This window comes from Nocardia brasiliensis, from assembly GCF_011801125.1.
GTDB lineage: Bacteria > Actinomycetota > Actinomycetes > Mycobacteriales > Mycobacteriaceae > Nocardia > Nocardia brasiliensis_C.
Window position 1 is genome coordinate 1,442,076 of sequence record NZ_CP046171.1, and the last position, 16,624, is coordinate 1,458,699.

Genomic DNA, 16,624 nt, shown 5'->3' on the forward strand with positions numbered 1-16,624 from the left:
GGGCGGGCTGATGGCCCGTACCCTAGGAGACCACCGAAACGACCCTGGGGGACCTGTGCAACCTGACCATCAGCCCGCCTTACACCTGACCGGCCTGTACAAACGCTTCGGCGGTCCATGGGTGGTCGACAACGTGAGTCTCGTGGTGCCGCCGGGCTCGTTCTACGGCCTGGTCGGCCCCAACGGGGCGGGTAAGACGACGACTTTGTCGATGGCCTGCGGGCTGCTGCGGCCCGACGGTGGGCGGGCCGAGATCTTCGGTGCCGACGTCTGGGCCGACCCGGTGCGCGCGAAGACACTGGCCGGCGTGCTGCCGGACGGGCTCGCGCTGCCGGAACGGCTCACCGGACGCGAATTGCTCACCTACACCGGCCTTTTGCGTGGCATGCCGGAGCGCGTCGTCGCCGAGCGCGCCGACGAGCTGCTCGCGGTGTTCGAATTGACCGCCGCCGAAGGCACTCTCGTCGTCGACTATTCGGCGGGCATGCGTAAGAAGATCGGACTGGCCACCGCGCTGCTGCACGGGCCGAAGCTGCTGGTGCTCGACGAGCCGTTCGAAGCCGTTGATCCGGTGTCGGCGAGCACGATTCGCACCATCCTGCAGCGCTTCGTCGCGGCGGGCGGTTCGGTGGTGCTGTCGAGCCATGTGATGGCGCTGGTGGAGAACATGTGCGATCGCGTCGCGGTGATCAGCGGGGGACGGGTGGTCGCCGCGGGCACCTTGGCGGAGGTACGCGGCGAGAACACGCTGGAGGAGACCTTCGTCCGGCTGGTCGGCGGCCGGGTCGGCGGGGAGGACGGGCTGTCGTGGCTGGCGTCTTGATCCGGCTGCGGCTGCTGCTCACCAAGCGGTCGCTGACCAACGGCTGGCAAGGCGTCACCTTCGTCATCGGCGTCGTGCTCGGGCTCTGCTTCGCGGTCATGACCGCGGCACTGATCGGCTTCGCGGTTCGCGACGGTGAGCTCGACCGTGGGATCACCATCGCGGCAACGCTGTTCGGCGTCTGGACGCTCGGGTGGCTGTGCGGGCCGGTGCTGTTCGGCAGCAGCGACGAGACGGTGCAGCCCGAGCATCTGCGTCTGCTGCCACTCAGTAATCGGCAGCTGGCGAGTGCATTGCTCGCCGCCGCGTTCGCCGGGCCCGCCCCGGTGGTCAACCTCATCGCCTTCGGCGGGCTCGTGGTGCTCGCGGCCCGGTGGGGCGTCGCGGCGACCGTGGTCGCGGTCTTCGGGGTGCTCCTGCACCTGGTGTTCGTCGTGCTGCTGTCGAGGGTGGTGCTCGCCTGGGTGGGCGCCGCGATGCGGTCGCGGCGCGGCAAGGACATCGGCGTGCTGGTCGCGGGACTGCTCGGCCTGGCCTACTACCCGATGAGCTGGCTGCTCTCCCATATCGGTGCGCTGCGCGATATGCCGCCCGCGGTGGCCGACGCGCTGCGCTGGATTCCGTCCGGCTGGGCCGCCGTCGCGGTCGAGGGCGCGGCCCAAGGGAATTGGGCGCTCGCGGTGCTGCCGCTGCTCGGCCTGGCGCTGGTCTCGCTCGGGCTGTGGCAGGCGTGGTCGGTGCTGCTCGCGCGCAGACTGGCCGCGCCGATGAACTCGGTGGGCGGGTCCGCGGGCGGCGGGCTGCTCGGTCGGGTCCGCCAGCACGGTCCCGTCGGTGCGGTGCTGGTGAAGGAGCTGCGGGCCTGGTCGCGCGACAGCAGGCGCCGGGCCACGCTGCTGCCCGTGCTGGTGGTCGGCGTGCTGATGCCGGTGTTTCCCGCGGTACAGGGCAACGGCACCGGCGGGGTGCCGTTCGCCGGGGTGACCTCGGCCGCGTTCGCCGCGCTCGCTGGCGCCAATCTCTACGGCTACGACGGCACGGCGCTGTGGCAGACCCTGGTCACGCCAGGGGCGGCGCGGGCCGATGTGCGCGGGCGGCTGCTCGCGCTGCTCGTCGTGGTCGGCGTGCCGACGGCGCTGCTGGCACTGATCCTGCCCGGCGCGCTCGGCCGCTGGGGCGTCTATCCCTGGGTGCTGTCGCTGTACGCCGCCGCGCTAGGCGTCGGGGTCTGTTCGGCGCTGATGCTTTCGGTGATGGCTCCCTATCCGTTGCCGCCGCGCACGGGTAATCCGTTCTCCGGCTCCGGCAATCCCGGCTGCGCGAAGATGCTGGTGCAGCTGGCCATGATCTTCGGCCAGCTCGTCGCGCTGCTCCCGGTCCTGGCCATCCTGCTGGTCGGTCGGGCCGTCGAGTTGAAGCTCGTGGAATGGATGGCCGTCCCGGTCGGCATCGCCATGGGTGTCGGCGCGATCCTGCTCGGCGCGCGCATTGCCGAACGCCGCCTGACTACGCAGGGGCCGGAACTGCTTACGACGCTTCGCCCCCGCTGAATCCCGGTTTCCGCACGTTACGGTGGGCGAGGCCGCACGGGTGGTGCGGGAACCGGGCCGCCCATCGGGCGGGCAATAGACTGGGATGGTGAGCGATAGAGATCCCGATGGCAGCCTGGATCTGAATCAGCTTCGCACCTTCCTCGCGGTGCAGCGTGCCGGTTCGATCACCGCGGGAGCGCGGCTGGTCGGGTTGTCGCAGCCGACCGTCACCGCGCAGTTGCAGGCGTTGGAGAAGCGGCTCGGCCAACAGTTGTTCGAGCGGCTGCCGCGCGGCGTCGCGCCGACCGCGGCCGCCGCCGAACTGGCCGCGCGGATCGCCGAGCCGATGGACGCGCTCAGTGCTGTCGCCGGACCCGCCCACCCGGCCCAGCCCGTCCCACAGCCGCCGGTCCGATTGGCCGGACCGGCGGAAATGCTTGCGTTGCAGGCGCTTCCCGGATTGGCGCCGCTGATCCAGCGCGGGGTCCGGCTGAGCGTGACCGCCGGACTCTCCGAGGAACTGCTGACGGGATTGCGCGCCGGGCACTACGACCTGGTGGTCTCGACGGTCCGTCCCCGCGGCCGCACCGTCCTCGCCGAGCCGCTGCTCGACGAGGAGTTCGTCCTGGTCGCTGCCCCGGCGCTGGCCGCACGCATTGATCTCGACCGGCTGCGCGTGGACGGACCGGCCGCGCTGTCGGACCTACCGCTGGTCAGCTACGCCGCCGATCTGCCGATCCTGCGGCGGTACTGGCGGCATGTCTTCGGCACCCGGCTGACCGGCGCGGCGGCGGTCGTCGTCGCGGACCTGCGCGCGGTCGCCGCCGCGGTGGCCGCAGGCGCGGGCATCAGCGTCCTGCCGCGCTATCTCTGTGCCGCCCAACTGGAATCAGGCACACTGGTCGCCCTGCTCGACCCACCGGACCCACCCATCAACACCGGCTTCCTCGTCCGCCGCCCCGGCGCCACCCACCCCCACGTCGACCTGGTCCACACCCACCTCCGCCGCGCCGCTCGCACCTGGTGATTCGCGCTGCTAGCGGGGGCCGTATTCCTCGGCCGCGCGTTTGCGCAGGATTTCCGCGGTCTGTGCGTCGGCGGGGAGGAAGGCCTCCAGGTGTAGTTCGGCGAGGGTGATGTCGGTGGCGGTGGCGAACGAGGTCAGCGTGGTGATGAGGCGTAGTTCGCCGTCCGGGCTGTTCAGCCGCAGCGGCACCGCGAACCCGAGATGATCGGGGCCCGGATCGGCGTGCGGGAGATAGCCTTCCAGCTCCTGGATGAGCTCCTCGAGCGCCGGGTCGGGGCTGCGGGCCAGGCGCGCGTTCAACGCCTCGGTCACATGCTTGCCCCACTCGGGCAGGTTCACCACGCGCCGGGCGAGCCCATCGGGATGCAGCGCGAGGCGAAGCACGTTGACCGGCGGCTCGAGCAGTTCGGCCGCCGCGCCCTCGGTGAGCACCGCGAACGCGTCGTTGGCGGCGAGCAGGATGCCGTGCGGTCGCACCACCAGCGCGGGATAGGGCCGGTGGCCGTCAAGGATCGTCTTCAGCGCTTCTCTGACCGGGCCCAACTCCGGTGTGTCCAGCGCGGATTCGGGAAACGCAGGCGCATAGCCCGCGGCGAGGAGCAGTCCGTTGCGTTCGCGCAGCGACAGTTCCAGCGATTCGGCCAACCGCACCACCATGGTGCGGCCCGGTCGCGAGCGACCCTGTTCCAGGAAGCTCAGGTGCCGCTGCGTGGTGTCCGCCCGGATCGCCAGGTCCAGCTGGCTGACCCGGCGCAGGGTCCGCCAATGCTTCAACTGCCGGGCGAATCCCGGAGTCTCGATCGCCGTTGTCATGCGCTCATTTTGGTCGGTGCCGCCGTACCCCGCGATTCCGCGCAGGGTATGGGGCAAGCACCCGTGCGAGGAATCGGCTATTCCCTGCCGGGAATCGCGCGGTATCGCCGCGGCGGCAAAGCTTTCGGTCATGAGCAAGCAGATGAACGAAGACGAACTGGCCACCTTCGCCGAGCAGTTCGCCGCGCTGTGGAACGAATCCGACGCCGCGGCCCGCGACAAGCGCATCCGGGAATTCTTCGCCCCCACCGCGGTCCAGGTGCTGGTCGATCCGCCGGTGGAGATGCGCGAGCAGGTACAGCGGTTGCAGTTCGCGATGCCCGCACTGGAGGTGCGCGGCTACGAAGCCTTGTCGCACCGGGTGACTCGGGCCTTCGAACTGTTCGTCGCCTCCGGTGAATACGAGTTCGCGGTGCCGGCCCCGGCGATCCCGTTGCCCGCCGGGCTGGTCGGTCTGAGCTGGGTGATGGTGGCCAAGGCCGACGGTGCGATCGCGGGCGGCGGCTTCGATGTGCTCGGACTGGACGACGACGGCCGGGTCCTGACCGACCACCAGTTCATCGAGGGCGTGCGATGAGCGCACTCGCCTATCATTTGGCGCCACAACGCGGTCTCGACGGGTTGACCCGTGCGGCACAGGAGATTCCGGTGCCCGGCCCGGATCAGGTGGTGATCCGGGTGCGGGCGGCCTCGATCAACCGTTCGGCAAGGTCGTGATCAGCATGAACTGATCAGGGGCAGGTGGCGAGTTCCCGTGTCATCGCGTCCTTCTCGGGCTGGGTCACCCACAGCTGGTAGGCCACCTTGACCTGGATCTGCCTGGTCAGGTAGGCGCAGCGGTAGCCCTTGCTCGGCGGCAGCCAGCTGGCCGCGTCGGAGTCGCTCTTGGACTGGTTCGTCGGTCCGTCGACGGCCTGCAGGTTCAGCGGGTCGTTGGCCAGGTCGCGGCGCCGATCGGCGGAAAGCTGTTGCGCGCCTTTCTGCCAGGCGTCCGAGAGCGCGATGATGTGGTCGATCTGCACATCGTCGGAGGTCTTCGGGCCGCGCACGAACTTGATCGTCCTGCCGGTGTAGACGTCGTTGAGGGTGCCGGTGGCCACCACGCAGCGCTTGGCGTCTTTGAAGGTGACGTCGACGAGATCTCGCTGCAGGATGTCGTCGCGGGTGCCGCAGCCGTTGTGCCCGCCGGGGACCGACACGTTGTCCGACCAGGCGGGACCGAATTGTTCACGGGTGTAACCGGTTTTGGGAGCGCGTCCGGCCACCCGGATGGTGTCGAGCATGGCGAGCGCGTCGCGGCTCGGCATGCTCGCCGGCGCCTCGGCGCAGACCTGACCGGATCCGGTATCGCACTGCGCGTTCGCCTTCGGGGAATCCGCTCGGTTCGAGTAGTAGTAGGTGAGGCCGATGATTGTCACGATCGCCAGACCGATCGGAACGAGCCGCTGTGCCGTGAACTTCATCGAGCTTCCTAACGCCAACCACCTGAACTATAACGGCCGCCAACGTATCCGGCGGTGGAGGTGACGTAAGTGATTGCCCCATATGACTTTCCGCACAGCAAGGCGGCTGGACAAGAAACCACCCCCGAGTCGCCGTGCCGGCGCCGACTCGGGGGTGGCCGATCACGAGTCGGCTTCGACCGCGCCGCGCGGCGATGCGGAAAGGATGTCCAGTCCCGCTTCCGCACACACCGACACCGCAGGGCTGATGAGGGAGGTCCCGAGGTGTCGAACCGCGCCGGGTGAGCGTGCTCGTGATGTTCATGGGGTGTTCTACGTATTAGGACAGTAGATAATGTGTCTCGATCTTGGCAAGCTATGGCCGCTGATTCGGGACTATTCTCAGGATCATTTCAGGCTGGTTGCTATATCTACTGGATGTATACGGATGTGTTGCCGGTTTGAGTGCAGAGCGGCCGCTGTGACGAGCGTCACGTGCGAACCGGTCACAGTCGGGCGCGATCGTGTGTCCAACCCGGTGAAAGGCAAACAAGCCGGACCCGAAAGGACAGATCATGGCCACCGTCGACGTTCTCGACTCGTTCCTCTCCTACCGCGACGCGGGCACCGGCTCGGTTCCGGTGGTGTTCCTGCACGGCAATCCGACCTCGTCGTACCTGTGGCGCAACGTGATTCCGCACGTCGGCGACCGAACCCGCACGCTGGCGCCCGATCTCATCGGCATGGGCGATTCGGGCAAGCCGGAGATCGGCTACCGGTTCGTCGATCACGTGCGGTACCTGGATGCCTGGTTCGACGCGCTCGGTCTGGATCAGGTGGTGCTCGTCGGCCACGACTGGGGCGGTGCGCTCGGTTTGCACTGGGCCGCGCGGCATCCGGGCCGGGTTCGCGGCATCGCCGTGATCGAGACCTTCCTGCGCCCGATGAGCTGGACGGAGATGCCACCGCTCGGTGCGGAGATCTTCCGTCAGTACCGCGGCCCGGAGGGGGAGCGAATGGTGCTGGAGGAGAACATGTTCCTCGAGTTCAACCTGCCGAATCAGGCGCCGAGCCTGACGCCGGAGGATCACGAGGTGTACCGCGCGCCGTACCCGACCCCGCAATCGCGCAGGCCGCTGCTGGCCTGGCCGCGGGAGCTGCCGCTGGACGGCGAGCCCGCCGACGTGGTCGCGATCATCGAGGACTACGGCCGTTGGGCGGCAGCCTCTCCCGAGGTACCCAAGCTGATCATGGGCCTGGACAACGGTGTCGGCCTCGGCTCGCCCGATGCGGTCGACTGGGCCGTGCGCACCTTCGCGAACGCGGAGGCCGTGTCGATTCCCCCGGCCGGGCACCACGCACCCGAGGATCGGCCGGACGAGATCGGCGCCGCCGTGGCGGCCTGGCTGCGCCGCCACGCGCTGGTGGACGTCGCCGCCGAGATCCGCTGAGCCCGCGGGGTTGTGGGGCCCGGCCCCACAACCCGCTCGGCTGATCGAGCTTGCGCCGCCGTCACGCGCGCCGAAAGATGGCGGTATGAGTGTGCGGGCGCAAGATGGCGAGCTGGCACCGGCGGCGGAGAAAGAGCTGGTCGCTCGGGCCGTCGCGGGAGAGCGGGACGCGATCACCGAAGTGGTGCGGCTGCTGCAGGATCGGCTGTATCGGCTCGCGTTGCGCATGGTGTGGCGCCCGGCCGAGGCCGAGGACGCGACGCAGGAGATCCTGCTGCGTGTGCTCGACAATCTCGGAACCTGGCGGGCCGAGGCCCGGCTGCACACCTGGGCCTATCGGATCGGGGTGAACTATCTACTGAATCTGCGCCGCCGCACGCCGCAGGAGGCCGCGCAGTTGAGCCTGGACGGTTTTCGCGAGGGACTGGCCGACGGACTGGCCGAGCAGGACTACCGTGGTCCGGAGGCCACGCTGCTGGTCACCGAGATGCGGCTCAATTGTTCGCAGGCCATGCTGCAGTGCCTGGCCAGGGACGAGCGGGTCGCCTTCGTGCTCGGTGACGTCTTCGAACTCAACTCCACCGAGGCCGCCTGGATACTCGACATCACTCCGGCGGCCTATCGAAAACGCTTGGCGCGCGCCAAGCGGCGGCTCGGCTCGTTCCTGTCGGCCGCCTGCGGCGTGGCATCGCCAGAGGCCTTCTGCCGATGCTCGCGCCGGGTGGACAAGGCGCTGGCCCTGGGCCGGATCGATCCGAGCCGCCCGAACTTCGCCACCCATCCGGTCACCCCCGGCGGCCGCACCGCGGAACAGGCCGAACAGCAGATGATCCAACTGCACGACGCGGCCTCGGTGCTGCGCGCCCACCCCGATTACGCTGCGCCGCAGGCGAAGATGGCGGCGATCAGCGGGTTGCTGCGGTCCGGGCGGTATTCGCTGTTGCGGTGAGTGGCGCCGGGGGCAGCAGAGAGCCGTCCAGTACGCCGCGGGTGGTGTGTGCCGCGACCACCGCCCACGCGGCGACCAGCACGGCGTAGAGCAGCACCGCGACGAGCGCGAAAAGGGCAGCGTCGGTATGGCTGTAGAGCACGGTGCTGCCGGTGACGCAGGTGCCGAGCGGGAAGGTGAAGCCCCACCAGGTCAGGTTGAAGGTCAATTCCCCTGCGCGATAGGTCCTTATCGTCACGGCCAGCGCCAAGGCCAACCAGAGCATCGCGAAGCCCCAGACGGCCAGGCCGAAGATGACCGAGAACGCGAGCAATCCCTTGGCGTAGAGATCGGGCAGCGCGGTGGGTGCGGCGTTGGCGAGCAGTCCTGCGGCGGTGACGGATTGGCCGAGCGGACCGAGCACGATCCACAGTGTCGCGACCATGCCCGCCGCGGGCGCACCGTGGTGCACCAGCCGGGACCAGATCATCGTGATGGTGATCAGGGCGGCGATCAGGCTCAGCCCGAACAGGGTGACGCAGAACAGGATCAGGGTCAGTCGTGGCTGTCCGGCGGGGGTGTGCGGGACGAGTAGTGCGCCCATCGCGGCCGAGACCATAGGCGGGACCACCGGCATGAGCCAGCCGCCGAACGCGGCGTCGGGCTCGATCCGGTGCCGGGTGAACATTCGATAGGGGATGGCCGCCGCGCTCAGCAGACCGAGCACGGTGCCCGCGCTCCACAGCACCCAGTCGATCGCCAGCGCGGCGGTCAGCCCGATCACGTCGCTGCTGAGCAGCAGCGTGCCGCCGCCGACGGTGAGCAGCGCCATCGGCGGAGCGCCGAAGAACTGCGCCATCACCGGGTGGTCGCGGTGCTCGCGCGCGTTCTCGGGGAAGCGCGCCCGATGCACCAGCCACGCCACGCTCAGCAGCACGAGCAGGCCGGCGGACAGTGCCCACACGAGCGTCGCGGCGCCCCGCAGGCCGGGGCAGCGCAGTGGCAGCGTGGCCGCGGCGTTGGCGACGATGCCGGTCCCCATCACAGCGGCGAACCAGTTGGGGCCGAGCCTGCGCAGTGCGGCGGGCTTGCGGGCGGACCGGCGCTGGTCGAATTCGTCGACCACGTGCCGCTCGGGTGCGCGATGGTCGGTCAGGGTGGCGGTCATGGCTTCAGCCTGCTCGTCGGTTGTCATGTCAGGTAGCTGGCGCGTTTCTATGTATGCATAGACTCGTTCTATGCCCTTGTCGCCGCGCGTGCCCGACCTGGCCGCTCTCGACCTGCTGCTTTCGGTGATCGAGCTCGGCAGCCTCGGCCGCGCGGCACAGGAACACGGCATCAGCCAGCCGTCCGCGTCCTCGCGCATCCGGTATCTGGAGAAGCTGGTCGGCGTGCCGGTGCTGGAGCGCAGCACCCTCGGTTCCCGGCCGACCCCGGCCGGCACGCTCATCACGGAATGGGCAAGGGCGGTGGTGCGCGCGGCCGAGCAGCTCGACGCCGGGATCGCCACCTTGCGCGCGGAACACGCCTCGCAGCTGCGCGTCGCGGCCAGTCAGACCATCGCGGAATATCTGTTTCCCGGCTGGCTGATGCAGCTGCGCGCCTGCGCACCGGGCACCGCCATCGCGCTCGAGTCCGGCAACTCGGTCGAGGTCGCCCAGCAGGTGCTCGACCGCCGCGCGGCCATCGGATTCGTCGAGAGCCCACAGCGTTTCCGCGGTCTGCAGTCGCACGCGGTCGCGACCGACCGCCTGGTCGTGGTGGTCGCGCCCGCGCACCGCTGGGCCCGGCGGCGCACGGTCGGTCTGGACGAACTGGCCGAAACCCCACTGATCCAACGGGAATCCGGCTCGGGCACTCGAAACTGGTTCGAGCACGCGGTAACTCGGCAGTTGCCCGATTGGACGCCGAGCCTCGCCCTGGAGCTGTCGTCGACCACGGCCATCAAAACAGCCGTCGCATCGGGCGCGGGCCCTGCCGTGCTCAGTTCCCTGGCCGTCGCCGCCGAACTCGCCGCGGGCACCCTGGTCTCACCGTCGGTTACCGGGCTCGACCTGGATCGGACCCTGCGCGCGGTCTGGCCCACCGGCGAGCGGCTCACCGGGCCCGCGCGCGAGCTCTACGCGATCGCCTGCCGCACCGGCTGAACGCGCCCCGCTCAGTCCGAGTCGACGGGTTGGGCGGTCGGCGGCACGCCGGTGTCGAGCAAGCGGATCAGCCGATCGATGCGGGCGGTGTGGTCGACGCACGCTCGCTCGGGCACGCGAATCCCCACCCCGTCATGAATTGACCGCCCGGCTGACGCCGTCTCGGTACCGCGTGGCCGCGAATACGACCGGGCACGTACGGCAGCTGGCAGGATTGTGTTGTGAAGCGCGATGTGTCGGCTCATCTCGAGGTGGCGATCACCGCGCCGACGACCCTGGAATTCCAGATCGCCGCGGCACGGCACCCGAATCTGGAGTTGAACGAGTCGCTGGTGTTCGAGCTCGACGGCTGGGCCATCACGCCGTGGGAGATTCTCGGGCCGCACGGCACCCGGATTCACAAATTCGCGGTCGGTCCTGGCACCCTGCGCGCCCATTACACCGCGACCGTGCTGGGCACCGCCCTGCCGGACGCCCCGTCCGACTACGACCTCGCGCTGTATCTGCGGCCGAGCCGATTCGCCGAATCGGACAAGCTGCTCGGCTTCGCCAACACCGAATTCGGTTCCGGCACACCGGGTACCGAACTCGCCGCCGAGGTGTCGGCGTGGGTCGGCAGGCGGGTGCGCTACGTCGCGGGCAGCAGCGACCCGATCGACGGCGCGGTGGAGACGCTGCTCTCCGGTGCGGGCGTGTGCCGGGATTTCGCGCACCTGGTCGTCGCGCTGTTGCGTGCGGTCAAGGTGCCCGCCCGGGTGGTGTCGGTCTACGCGCCCGGCTGTGTACCCATGGACTTCCACGCGGTCGCCGAGGCCTACGTCGACGGAGCCTGGCGCGCCTTCGACGCAACCGGCCTGGCGCCGCGATCCACACTGGTGCGGATCGCCACCGGGCGCGACGCCTCCGACGTGGCCTTCCTCGACAATCACGGCGGCGAGATCGGGGTGAACAGTCTGCGGGTCAACGCGACCGTCGACGGCTTCCTGCCGTTCGACGACAACCGCACCCCGACCTCGCTGTGGTGAACCGGCTCAGCTGATGTTCTTCAGGAACGACACGGCGTTCGCGCTGCCCGCGACCACGATGTCCAGCTTGCCGTCGCCGTCGTAGTCGGCGACCGCAGGCGTCTGCGGCTGCGACGTGACGGCGAACTCGCCGGTCTTGCCGACGGATCCGCCCTTGCCCGCGAAGATCACCATCTTGGAGTTGAGCACCGCCGACATCGCGGCGTCGAGCTTGCCGTCCTTGTCGAAGTCGGCGACCGCGATGCTGGTCGGGCCGAGCCCGGACAGCGCGACCCGGTCGGTCTTCTTGAAGCCGCCCTGACCGTTGCACAGCAGCAGCGTCGTGCTGAAGGAGAACGAGTCGGCGGTGATCACATCGTCGATGCCGTCGCCGTCGAAGTCGCCGGCCCGGATGTCCTCGGTGATCAAGCCGGAGGTGGTCGCGTCGCGGCGGGCGAAGCTGCCGTCGCCGTTACCGGTGAAGATCTGCACCTGCTGCAGCACCGTGTTGTTGATCGCGAGGTCTAGTTTGTTGTCGGAGTTGAACTTTCCGACGGTGAAGGCCGACGGTGTGCCGAGCACCGAGCTGGTCGGCCCGCCGTCGAGGGTGCCGTCGCCCTTGCCGATCCAGGTCTTCACGCCGGTGGGCACCAGGCTGAGCACATCGGCCTTGCCGTCGCCGTTGGCGTCGGCGACGATCACTTCCTGTTGCGCGCCTTCGAGTGTCGTGTACTTCTTGGCGGCGGCGAAGGTGCCGTTGCCATTGTTCAGGAAGGTCGCGATGGTGGTCCAGGCCTGCGCGACGACATCGGGTTTGCCGTCCCCGTTCAGGTCGCCCGCCGCCACCGCGCCGAATCCGATGCCGACATCGCCCACCCTGGTGCCGGCGTTGAAGGTGCCGTCTCCCTTGCCGGTCATCAGGATCGGTCCGGCCCCTTGGAAATCGGCCGCGACGATATCGGCCTTGCCGTCGCCGTTGAAATCGGCCGTGACCGTGCCGATCGGCGACGGCCCCGGTCCCCATGACGGAAACTGGCCGCCGGAAGGCGAATCCACTTTCGGTGCGAAATTGATCGCTCCCGCCGCGTGGGCGGAAGCGGGCAGAGCTAGGCAGAGTGCCGCGGCGGCCGCGGCGATCACGACGCCGCGCGGACGGTGGGATGCAGTAGGCATGAGATGTCCTGGTGTACTGAGTAATGCGGGGGACCAGGACTCTATGGCGTGTCTCACATATGGAATGTGGCATTTTCAGCAATTCGTGGGATTGCCGGGTGCGGTGGTCGTCATTGCGGCAACATGCCCAAAACGCTTTCCGCACAATGCACTACGCATGCCCGGGTAATCCGGGCACGATGCCCAATCGCCGTACTGCGTTCGCCTACCGACTAATCGCGTCGCCTAGTCCTTGGTGCATTTGGACCAGAACTTGAACGGGCCCTGGATGTTCCACGTGCTCTGCGCGCGGGCGACGGCCTTGTCCTGCGCCTCGTTGATGGTGGCGCCCCAGTCCGAGCCCCAGCCGTTGTTCTGACCGAACGCGAACGCGACGCAGCCGTCCTTCGACCACACCGGTTCCTGGCAGGTCGGGCCGCAGGTGAGCTGTGCCTGGGCGGCGGCCGCCTCCTGGCTGAGTGTGCTTCTGGCCCAGTGCACCTCGCTGGATTCCTCGTTGTAGGTCGCCGCGATCCAGGTGGTCGTCACCCGCGGTGTCGTGGTCGGCGCCGTGGTCGGTGGGGGCGCTTTGACGCTCGGCCAGGGGCTCGGCGTCGTGGACGAGTCGATGTACCCCGAGGCCGACTGGCTGGTGGAGGTGCTGGTCCCGCTCGCGTCGTAGCGATCCTGTTTGGCGTTGTTCTTCCACACCTTCAGCCCGATGATGCCCGCGATCACCAGCACGGTGAACAGCACGGAACCGACTGCGGCGAGCACCTTTCCGCCGGCGCCACCGCCCGACCCGGAGCCGCCCGGCGGGTACTGCGGGGGATGTTGGCCGGGCGGGCCGGGCGGGAACGCGCCCTGCTGCGGCGCGAACTGCTGCGGCGGCTGCTGGTATTGCGGCTGCTGGTATTGCGGCGGTTGCTGATACTGCGGAGCCGACGGATACTGCTGGCCCTGCGGACCGTAGGGCTGGCCGTACGGTTGCCGACCCATGGGATTGAGCAGCGTGGGATCCGCGGGCGGTGGCGCCTGCTGGTAGGCGGGGTCGGCCTGGCTCATGGGATTGAGCAGCGTCGGGTCCGCCGGCGGCACCGGCTGGCTCATCGGATTGAGCACGGTGGGGTCGGCAGGCGGCACCTGCTGGTGTCCCGGACCCGACTGATGCGCTGGATTCAGCATCGTCGGATCCGAGCGTTGCTGATCGGAAGCCTGTTGCCCGCCCTCGGCTGGTTTCTGCGGAGCGTGTGGATCGTAAGGCTGCCCGGGATACTGGCCGGGTGGGTATGACATGAGCCCCCGCTGCTGGTCGTCTCGATAAAGGCGGAGCCAGGGTATCGGCTCGTCGCCCGGGAATCTGCCCCCGCCAGTGGGGGCACGAATTCGTTCGGCTGGGCTGAACGTACCTGTTGGCGGCCCCCAGGCGTAGAGCTGGGATGAATGTGGGCCGCGCGTGGAAGAAATCGGCGCTCGTCGATGTCATATCCTCCGGTGACCCGCGAGGTCCCGCAGACCGCACACGACTGGAGGGTGTATGCCGACCTACGAGATTCCCGAGAAGGCCCGCGACCTGCTCGAGCGCCCGATCTACGCGAGCCTCGGCACGACGCGGCCGGACGGGGCGCCGCAGGTGAACCCGATGTGGTTCGTGTGGGACGGCGAGTACATCTGGTTCACCCACACCAACTTCCGGCAGAAGTTCAAGAACCTCGCCCAGGAGCCGCGCGTCTCGATCTCGATCTTCGATCCGGACAATCCCTATCGGTACATCGAGGTGCGCGGTGTGGTCGACCATGTCGACGACGATCCCGAGGGCGCCCTCTACACCCGCCTGGCCGAGCGGTACGGCCGCGGCTCGGTGGTGCCGCCGGACGCGAAGGATCGGGTGGCCATCGCGGTCCGGCCGACCGGTGCGAGCGGGTACGCCCTGCGGGACCACTGACTCACGCGCCGCCCGGCCACGGACCACGTCCCAGGCCGGGCGGTGGCCGTCGAAAACCGGCAAATCGCCCGCTGACACCGCTCTGACCTGTGTGCGGAGGGTTTGCTGCAACGATGGATCCCATGATCCGTGTGTTGACCGACCGCTGGACCGTCGTCGTTCCCCTGCTCGCCGCCCTCGCCCTCGCGCTCACCTGGGGGCGAAGTCTGTCCGGCGTGGCGGTGATCGTGGTGGCCGCCGCCCTCATCGGCGCGGTGCTCGCGGCGGTGTATCACGCGGAGGTGGTCGCGCACCGGGTCGGCGAACCGTTCGGGTCGCTGGTGCTCGCCGTCGCGGTGACCGTCATCGAGGTCGCGCTCATCGTCACGCTCATGATCTCCGGTGGGGACAAGGCCGCCTCGCTGGCCAGGGACACTGTGTTCGCCGCGGTGATGATCACCTGCAACGGCATCGTCGGCCTCGCGTTGCTGGTCGGTGCGGTGCGCCGCCGGGTGGCGGTGTTCAATGCCGAGGGCACCGGCGCCGCGCTGGCCACCGTGGCGACGCTGGCCACGCTCAGCCTCGTGCTGCCGACCTTCACCACCAGCACGCCGGGGCCGGAGTTCTCCGCCGCGCAGCTCGCCTTCGCCGCCGTCGCCTCGCTCGCGCTCTACGGGCTGTTCGTGATGGTGCAGACAGTGCGGCATCCGGACGACTTCCTGCCCGTCGAGGGCGACGGCGTGGTCACCGACGACGACGCGCACGACGCGCGACCCACCGCCAAGGCCGCGCTGCTCGCGCTGCTCCTGCTGTTCGTCGCGCTGGTGTGTGTGGTCGGACTGGCCAAGGTCGTCTCCCCGTCCATCGAGTCGGCCGTGGTCTCGGCCGGGTTGCCGCAGTCCGCGGTCGGTGTGGTGATCGCGATGCTGGTGCTGCTTCCCGAGACGCTCGCCGCCGTCAACGCGGCCCGCCGGGATCGGGTGCAGATCAGTCTCAATCTCGCGCTCGGCTCGGCCATGGCCAGTATCGGCCTGACTATTCCGGTGATCGCGGTCGCGACCATCTGGCTCGACGGTCCGCTGGAGCTCGGGCTCGGCGCCACCCAGATGGTGCTGCTCGGCCTGACCGTCATCGTCGGCACGCTCACCGTGGTGCCCGGCCGAGCCACGCTGCTGCAGGGCGGTGTGCACCTCGCGCTGTTCTCCGCCTTCGTCTTCTTGGCCGCCAGTCCGTAGCGCCCGGCGCCCGTGACCGTGCCGTTATCTTGCTCAGTGTTAGCTGAGCTACGTGGTGTCGGTCACCGCAATAGCCGATCTGTGCTGATAACTCGTTCCAGAATGGGAATCGACTTCGAAGTTGAGCCTTTGACCTGCGGATCACGCAAGCTGCCAGCAAGTGTTTTAGAGGCGATGCTCACACCGTGACCGGCTTTACTGTGACCTATGGTCACCGATAGCTTCATGTGGAAGTGACGCCCATCATGGAGAGTGCGATTTTGAAGCTCGAGACACACCGGTTCGGTCGGGGTAGCGCGTGCCGTCGGTGACCCGGGCTCGCTCGAGCGCCGCTGCCGTCCGTGTCGTCCGCAAGAACTTCTCCGACACGGTCGTCTCTTCGCTGCGGACCTTCGGTCGCGCGGTGGACATCGCACGGGAATCGGCGACCGGCGCGGTCACCGGGATCGTGCGCGGTCAGTTCCAGTGGCGAGAAGCGATCACCCAGGCGTGGCGCCTGGTGACCGTCACAGCGATACCCGCGATCCTGATCGCGATCCCGTTCGGCGTCATCGTCTCGATCCAGGTCGGCAATCTCATCCACACCCTCGGCGCGGACTCACTGCTCGGCGCGACGGGCGGCCTCGGCGTGATCAAGCAGGGCGCGCCGCTGGCCACCGGCTTCCTGCTCGGTGGCGCGGGTGCGGCCGCGATCGCCGCCGACCTCGGCGCGCGCACGATCCGCGAGGAGATCGACGCGCTCAACACCATGGGCATCAGTCCGGTGCCACGCCTGGTGATCCCGCGGTTGGTCGCGATGATCTTCGTGGCGCCGCTGCTGAACATCCTCATCATCTTCGTCGGCATCGTCGCGGGTTACGCGGTCGCGGTCGGCGGTCAGAACGTCACCCCCGGCAGCTACTGGGCGACCTTCGGCTCGTTCACCACCGTCGCCGACGTGTGGGTGTCGCTGCTCAAGGCGGCGCTGTTCGGCTTCCTCGTGGTGGTCATCGCCTGCCAGCGCGGGCTGGAGGCCAAGGGCGGGCCGCGCGGCGTGGCCGACGCGGTGAACGCGGCCGTGGTGCTCTCGGTCGTCTCGATCGCGATCGTCAACCTGGGCGTCACCCAGGTCGTCGAGATGTTCCTGCCCACCAGGCTGGTCTGACC

At 68.9% G+C, this 16,624-nt stretch carries 17 protein-coding genes; 12 read left to right on the forward strand and 5 right to left on the reverse strand.

The genetic code is table 11. From position 1 onward, the window contains the following. Positions 1-55 precede the first annotated feature (55 nt). The 3 genes from F5X71_RS06505 to F5X71_RS06515 all read left to right on the forward strand — a co-directional run bounded on the left by F5X71_RS06505 (position 56) and on the right by F5X71_RS06515 (position 3,382). Positions 56-823, forward strand: a complete 768-nt coding sequence (locus tag F5X71_RS06505) for an ABC transporter ATP-binding protein (RefSeq protein ID WP_167461110.1) — start codon at positions 56-58, stop codon at positions 821-823. After that, on the forward strand, positions 808-2,373 hold the full coding sequence (locus F5X71_RS06510) for a hypothetical protein (protein ID WP_167461111.1): 1,566 nt from the start codon (positions 808-810) through the stop codon (positions 2,371-2,373). Before F5X71_RS06505 ends, F5X71_RS06510 begins: the two co-directional genes overlap by 16 nt. Positions 2,374-2,458: 85 nt before the next feature. Beyond that, positions 2,459-3,382 carry a LysR family transcriptional regulator gene (locus F5X71_RS06515; RefSeq protein WP_238815747.1) on the forward strand — a complete coding sequence of 308 codons (924 nt, stop codon included), beginning with the start codon at positions 2,459-2,461 and terminating at the stop codon, positions 3,380-3,382. A 9-nt stretch (positions 3,383-3,391) separates the two neighbouring features. On the opposite strand, the gene F5X71_RS06520 is transcribed toward F5X71_RS06515, so the two are convergent. Next, a complete protein-coding gene (locus F5X71_RS06520) occupies positions 3,392-4,195 on the reverse strand; it encodes a helix-turn-helix domain-containing protein (protein WP_167461113.1) in 804 nt (267 codons plus the stop codon). Between the two features lie 130 nt (positions 4,196-4,325). Here F5X71_RS06520 and F5X71_RS06525 point away from each other — a divergent pair, with 130 nt between their 5' ends. Both F5X71_RS06525 and F5X71_RS06530 read left to right on the forward strand, forming a co-directional pair. Beyond that, positions 4,326-4,772: a hypothetical protein gene (locus F5X71_RS06525; RefSeq protein ID WP_167461114.1), complete on the forward strand. Its 447-nt coding sequence runs from the start codon at positions 4,326-4,328 to the stop codon at positions 4,770-4,772. After that, complete coding sequence (locus F5X71_RS06530; RefSeq protein WP_167461115.1) at positions 4,769-4,912, forward strand: hypothetical protein; 144 nt, start codon at positions 4,769-4,771, stop codon at positions 4,910-4,912. Before F5X71_RS06525 ends, F5X71_RS06530 begins: the two co-directional genes overlap by 4 nt. Before the next feature lie 14 nt (positions 4,913-4,926). Here the strand turns inward: F5X71_RS06530 and F5X71_RS06535 are convergent, their stop codons facing one another. Beyond that, positions 4,927-5,658 carry an HNH endonuclease family protein gene (locus tag F5X71_RS06535; protein ID WP_167461116.1) on the reverse strand — a complete coding sequence of 244 codons (732 nt, stop codon included), beginning with the start codon at positions 5,656-5,658 and terminating at the stop codon, positions 4,927-4,929. Positions 5,659-6,212: 554 nt separating this feature from the next. Between F5X71_RS06535 and F5X71_RS06540 the strand changes: the two genes are divergently transcribed. Together F5X71_RS06540 and F5X71_RS06545 are read left to right on the forward strand one after the other, a co-directional pair. Continuing rightward, positions 6,213-7,088: a haloalkane dehalogenase gene (locus tag F5X71_RS06540; RefSeq protein WP_167461117.1), complete on the forward strand. Its 876-nt coding sequence runs from the start codon at positions 6,213-6,215 to the stop codon at positions 7,086-7,088. Positions 7,089-7,173: 85 nt separating this feature from the next. Beyond that, a complete protein-coding gene (locus F5X71_RS06545; protein WP_167461118.1) occupies positions 7,174-8,037 on the forward strand; it encodes an RNA polymerase sigma factor in 864 nt (287 codons plus the stop codon). On the opposite strand, the gene F5X71_RS06550 is transcribed toward F5X71_RS06545, so the two are convergent. After that, on the reverse strand, positions 7,994-9,184 hold the full coding sequence (locus F5X71_RS06550) for a TDT family transporter (protein ID WP_167461119.1): 1,191 nt from the start codon (positions 9,182-9,184) through the stop codon (positions 7,994-7,996). The two genes, F5X71_RS06545 and F5X71_RS06550, sit on opposite strands and share 44 nt — an antisense overlap. A 70-nt stretch (positions 9,185-9,254) precedes the next feature. Here F5X71_RS06550 and F5X71_RS06555 point away from each other — a divergent pair, with 70 nt between their 5' ends. Both F5X71_RS06555 and F5X71_RS06565 read left to right on the forward strand, forming a co-directional pair. Then, the gene (locus F5X71_RS06555; protein ID WP_167461120.1) at positions 9,255-10,163 is read left to right on the forward strand and encodes a LysR family transcriptional regulator; all 909 of its coding nucleotides are present in this window, start codon (positions 9,255-9,257) and stop codon (positions 10,161-10,163) included. A 221-nt stretch (positions 10,164-10,384) separates the two neighbouring features. Next, entirely contained in the window at positions 10,385-11,188 is an 804-nt protein-coding gene (locus F5X71_RS06565; protein ID WP_167461121.1) for a transglutaminase-like domain-containing protein, read from the forward strand. A 6-nt stretch (positions 11,189-11,194) separates the two neighbouring features. On the opposite strand, the gene F5X71_RS06570 is transcribed toward F5X71_RS06565, so the two are convergent. Both F5X71_RS06570 and F5X71_RS06575 read right to left on the reverse strand, forming a co-directional pair. Beyond that, positions 11,195-12,340 carry an FG-GAP repeat domain-containing protein gene (locus F5X71_RS06570; RefSeq protein ID WP_167461122.1) on the reverse strand — a complete coding sequence of 382 codons (1,146 nt, stop codon included), beginning with the start codon at positions 12,338-12,340 and terminating at the stop codon, positions 11,195-11,197. Between the two features lie 225 nt (positions 12,341-12,565). Beyond that, positions 12,566-13,504, reverse strand: coding sequence for a DUF4189 domain-containing protein (locus tag F5X71_RS06575; protein WP_167461123.1), 939 nt, complete (start codon positions 13,502-13,504; stop codon positions 12,566-12,568). 352 nt (positions 13,505-13,856) lie between these two features. On the opposite strand from F5X71_RS06575, the gene F5X71_RS06580 reads away from it, so the two are divergent. From F5X71_RS06580 to F5X71_RS06590, 3 genes are all read left to right on the forward strand, one after another. Next, on the forward strand, positions 13,857-14,264 hold the full coding sequence (locus F5X71_RS06580) for a PPOX class F420-dependent oxidoreductase (RefSeq protein WP_167461124.1): 408 nt from the start codon (positions 13,857-13,859) through the stop codon (positions 14,262-14,264). A gap of 122 nt (positions 14,265-14,386) precedes the next feature. Then, positions 14,387-15,478 carry a calcium:proton antiporter gene (locus F5X71_RS06585; protein WP_167461125.1) on the forward strand — a complete coding sequence of 364 codons (1,092 nt, stop codon included), beginning with the start codon at positions 14,387-14,389 and terminating at the stop codon, positions 15,476-15,478. 298 nt (positions 15,479-15,776) lie between these two features. After that, positions 15,777-16,622 carry an ABC transporter permease gene (locus F5X71_RS06590; protein WP_167461126.1) on the forward strand — a complete coding sequence of 282 codons (846 nt, stop codon included), beginning with the start codon at positions 15,777-15,779 and terminating at the stop codon, positions 16,620-16,622. Positions 16,623-16,624 lie beyond the last annotated feature (2 nt).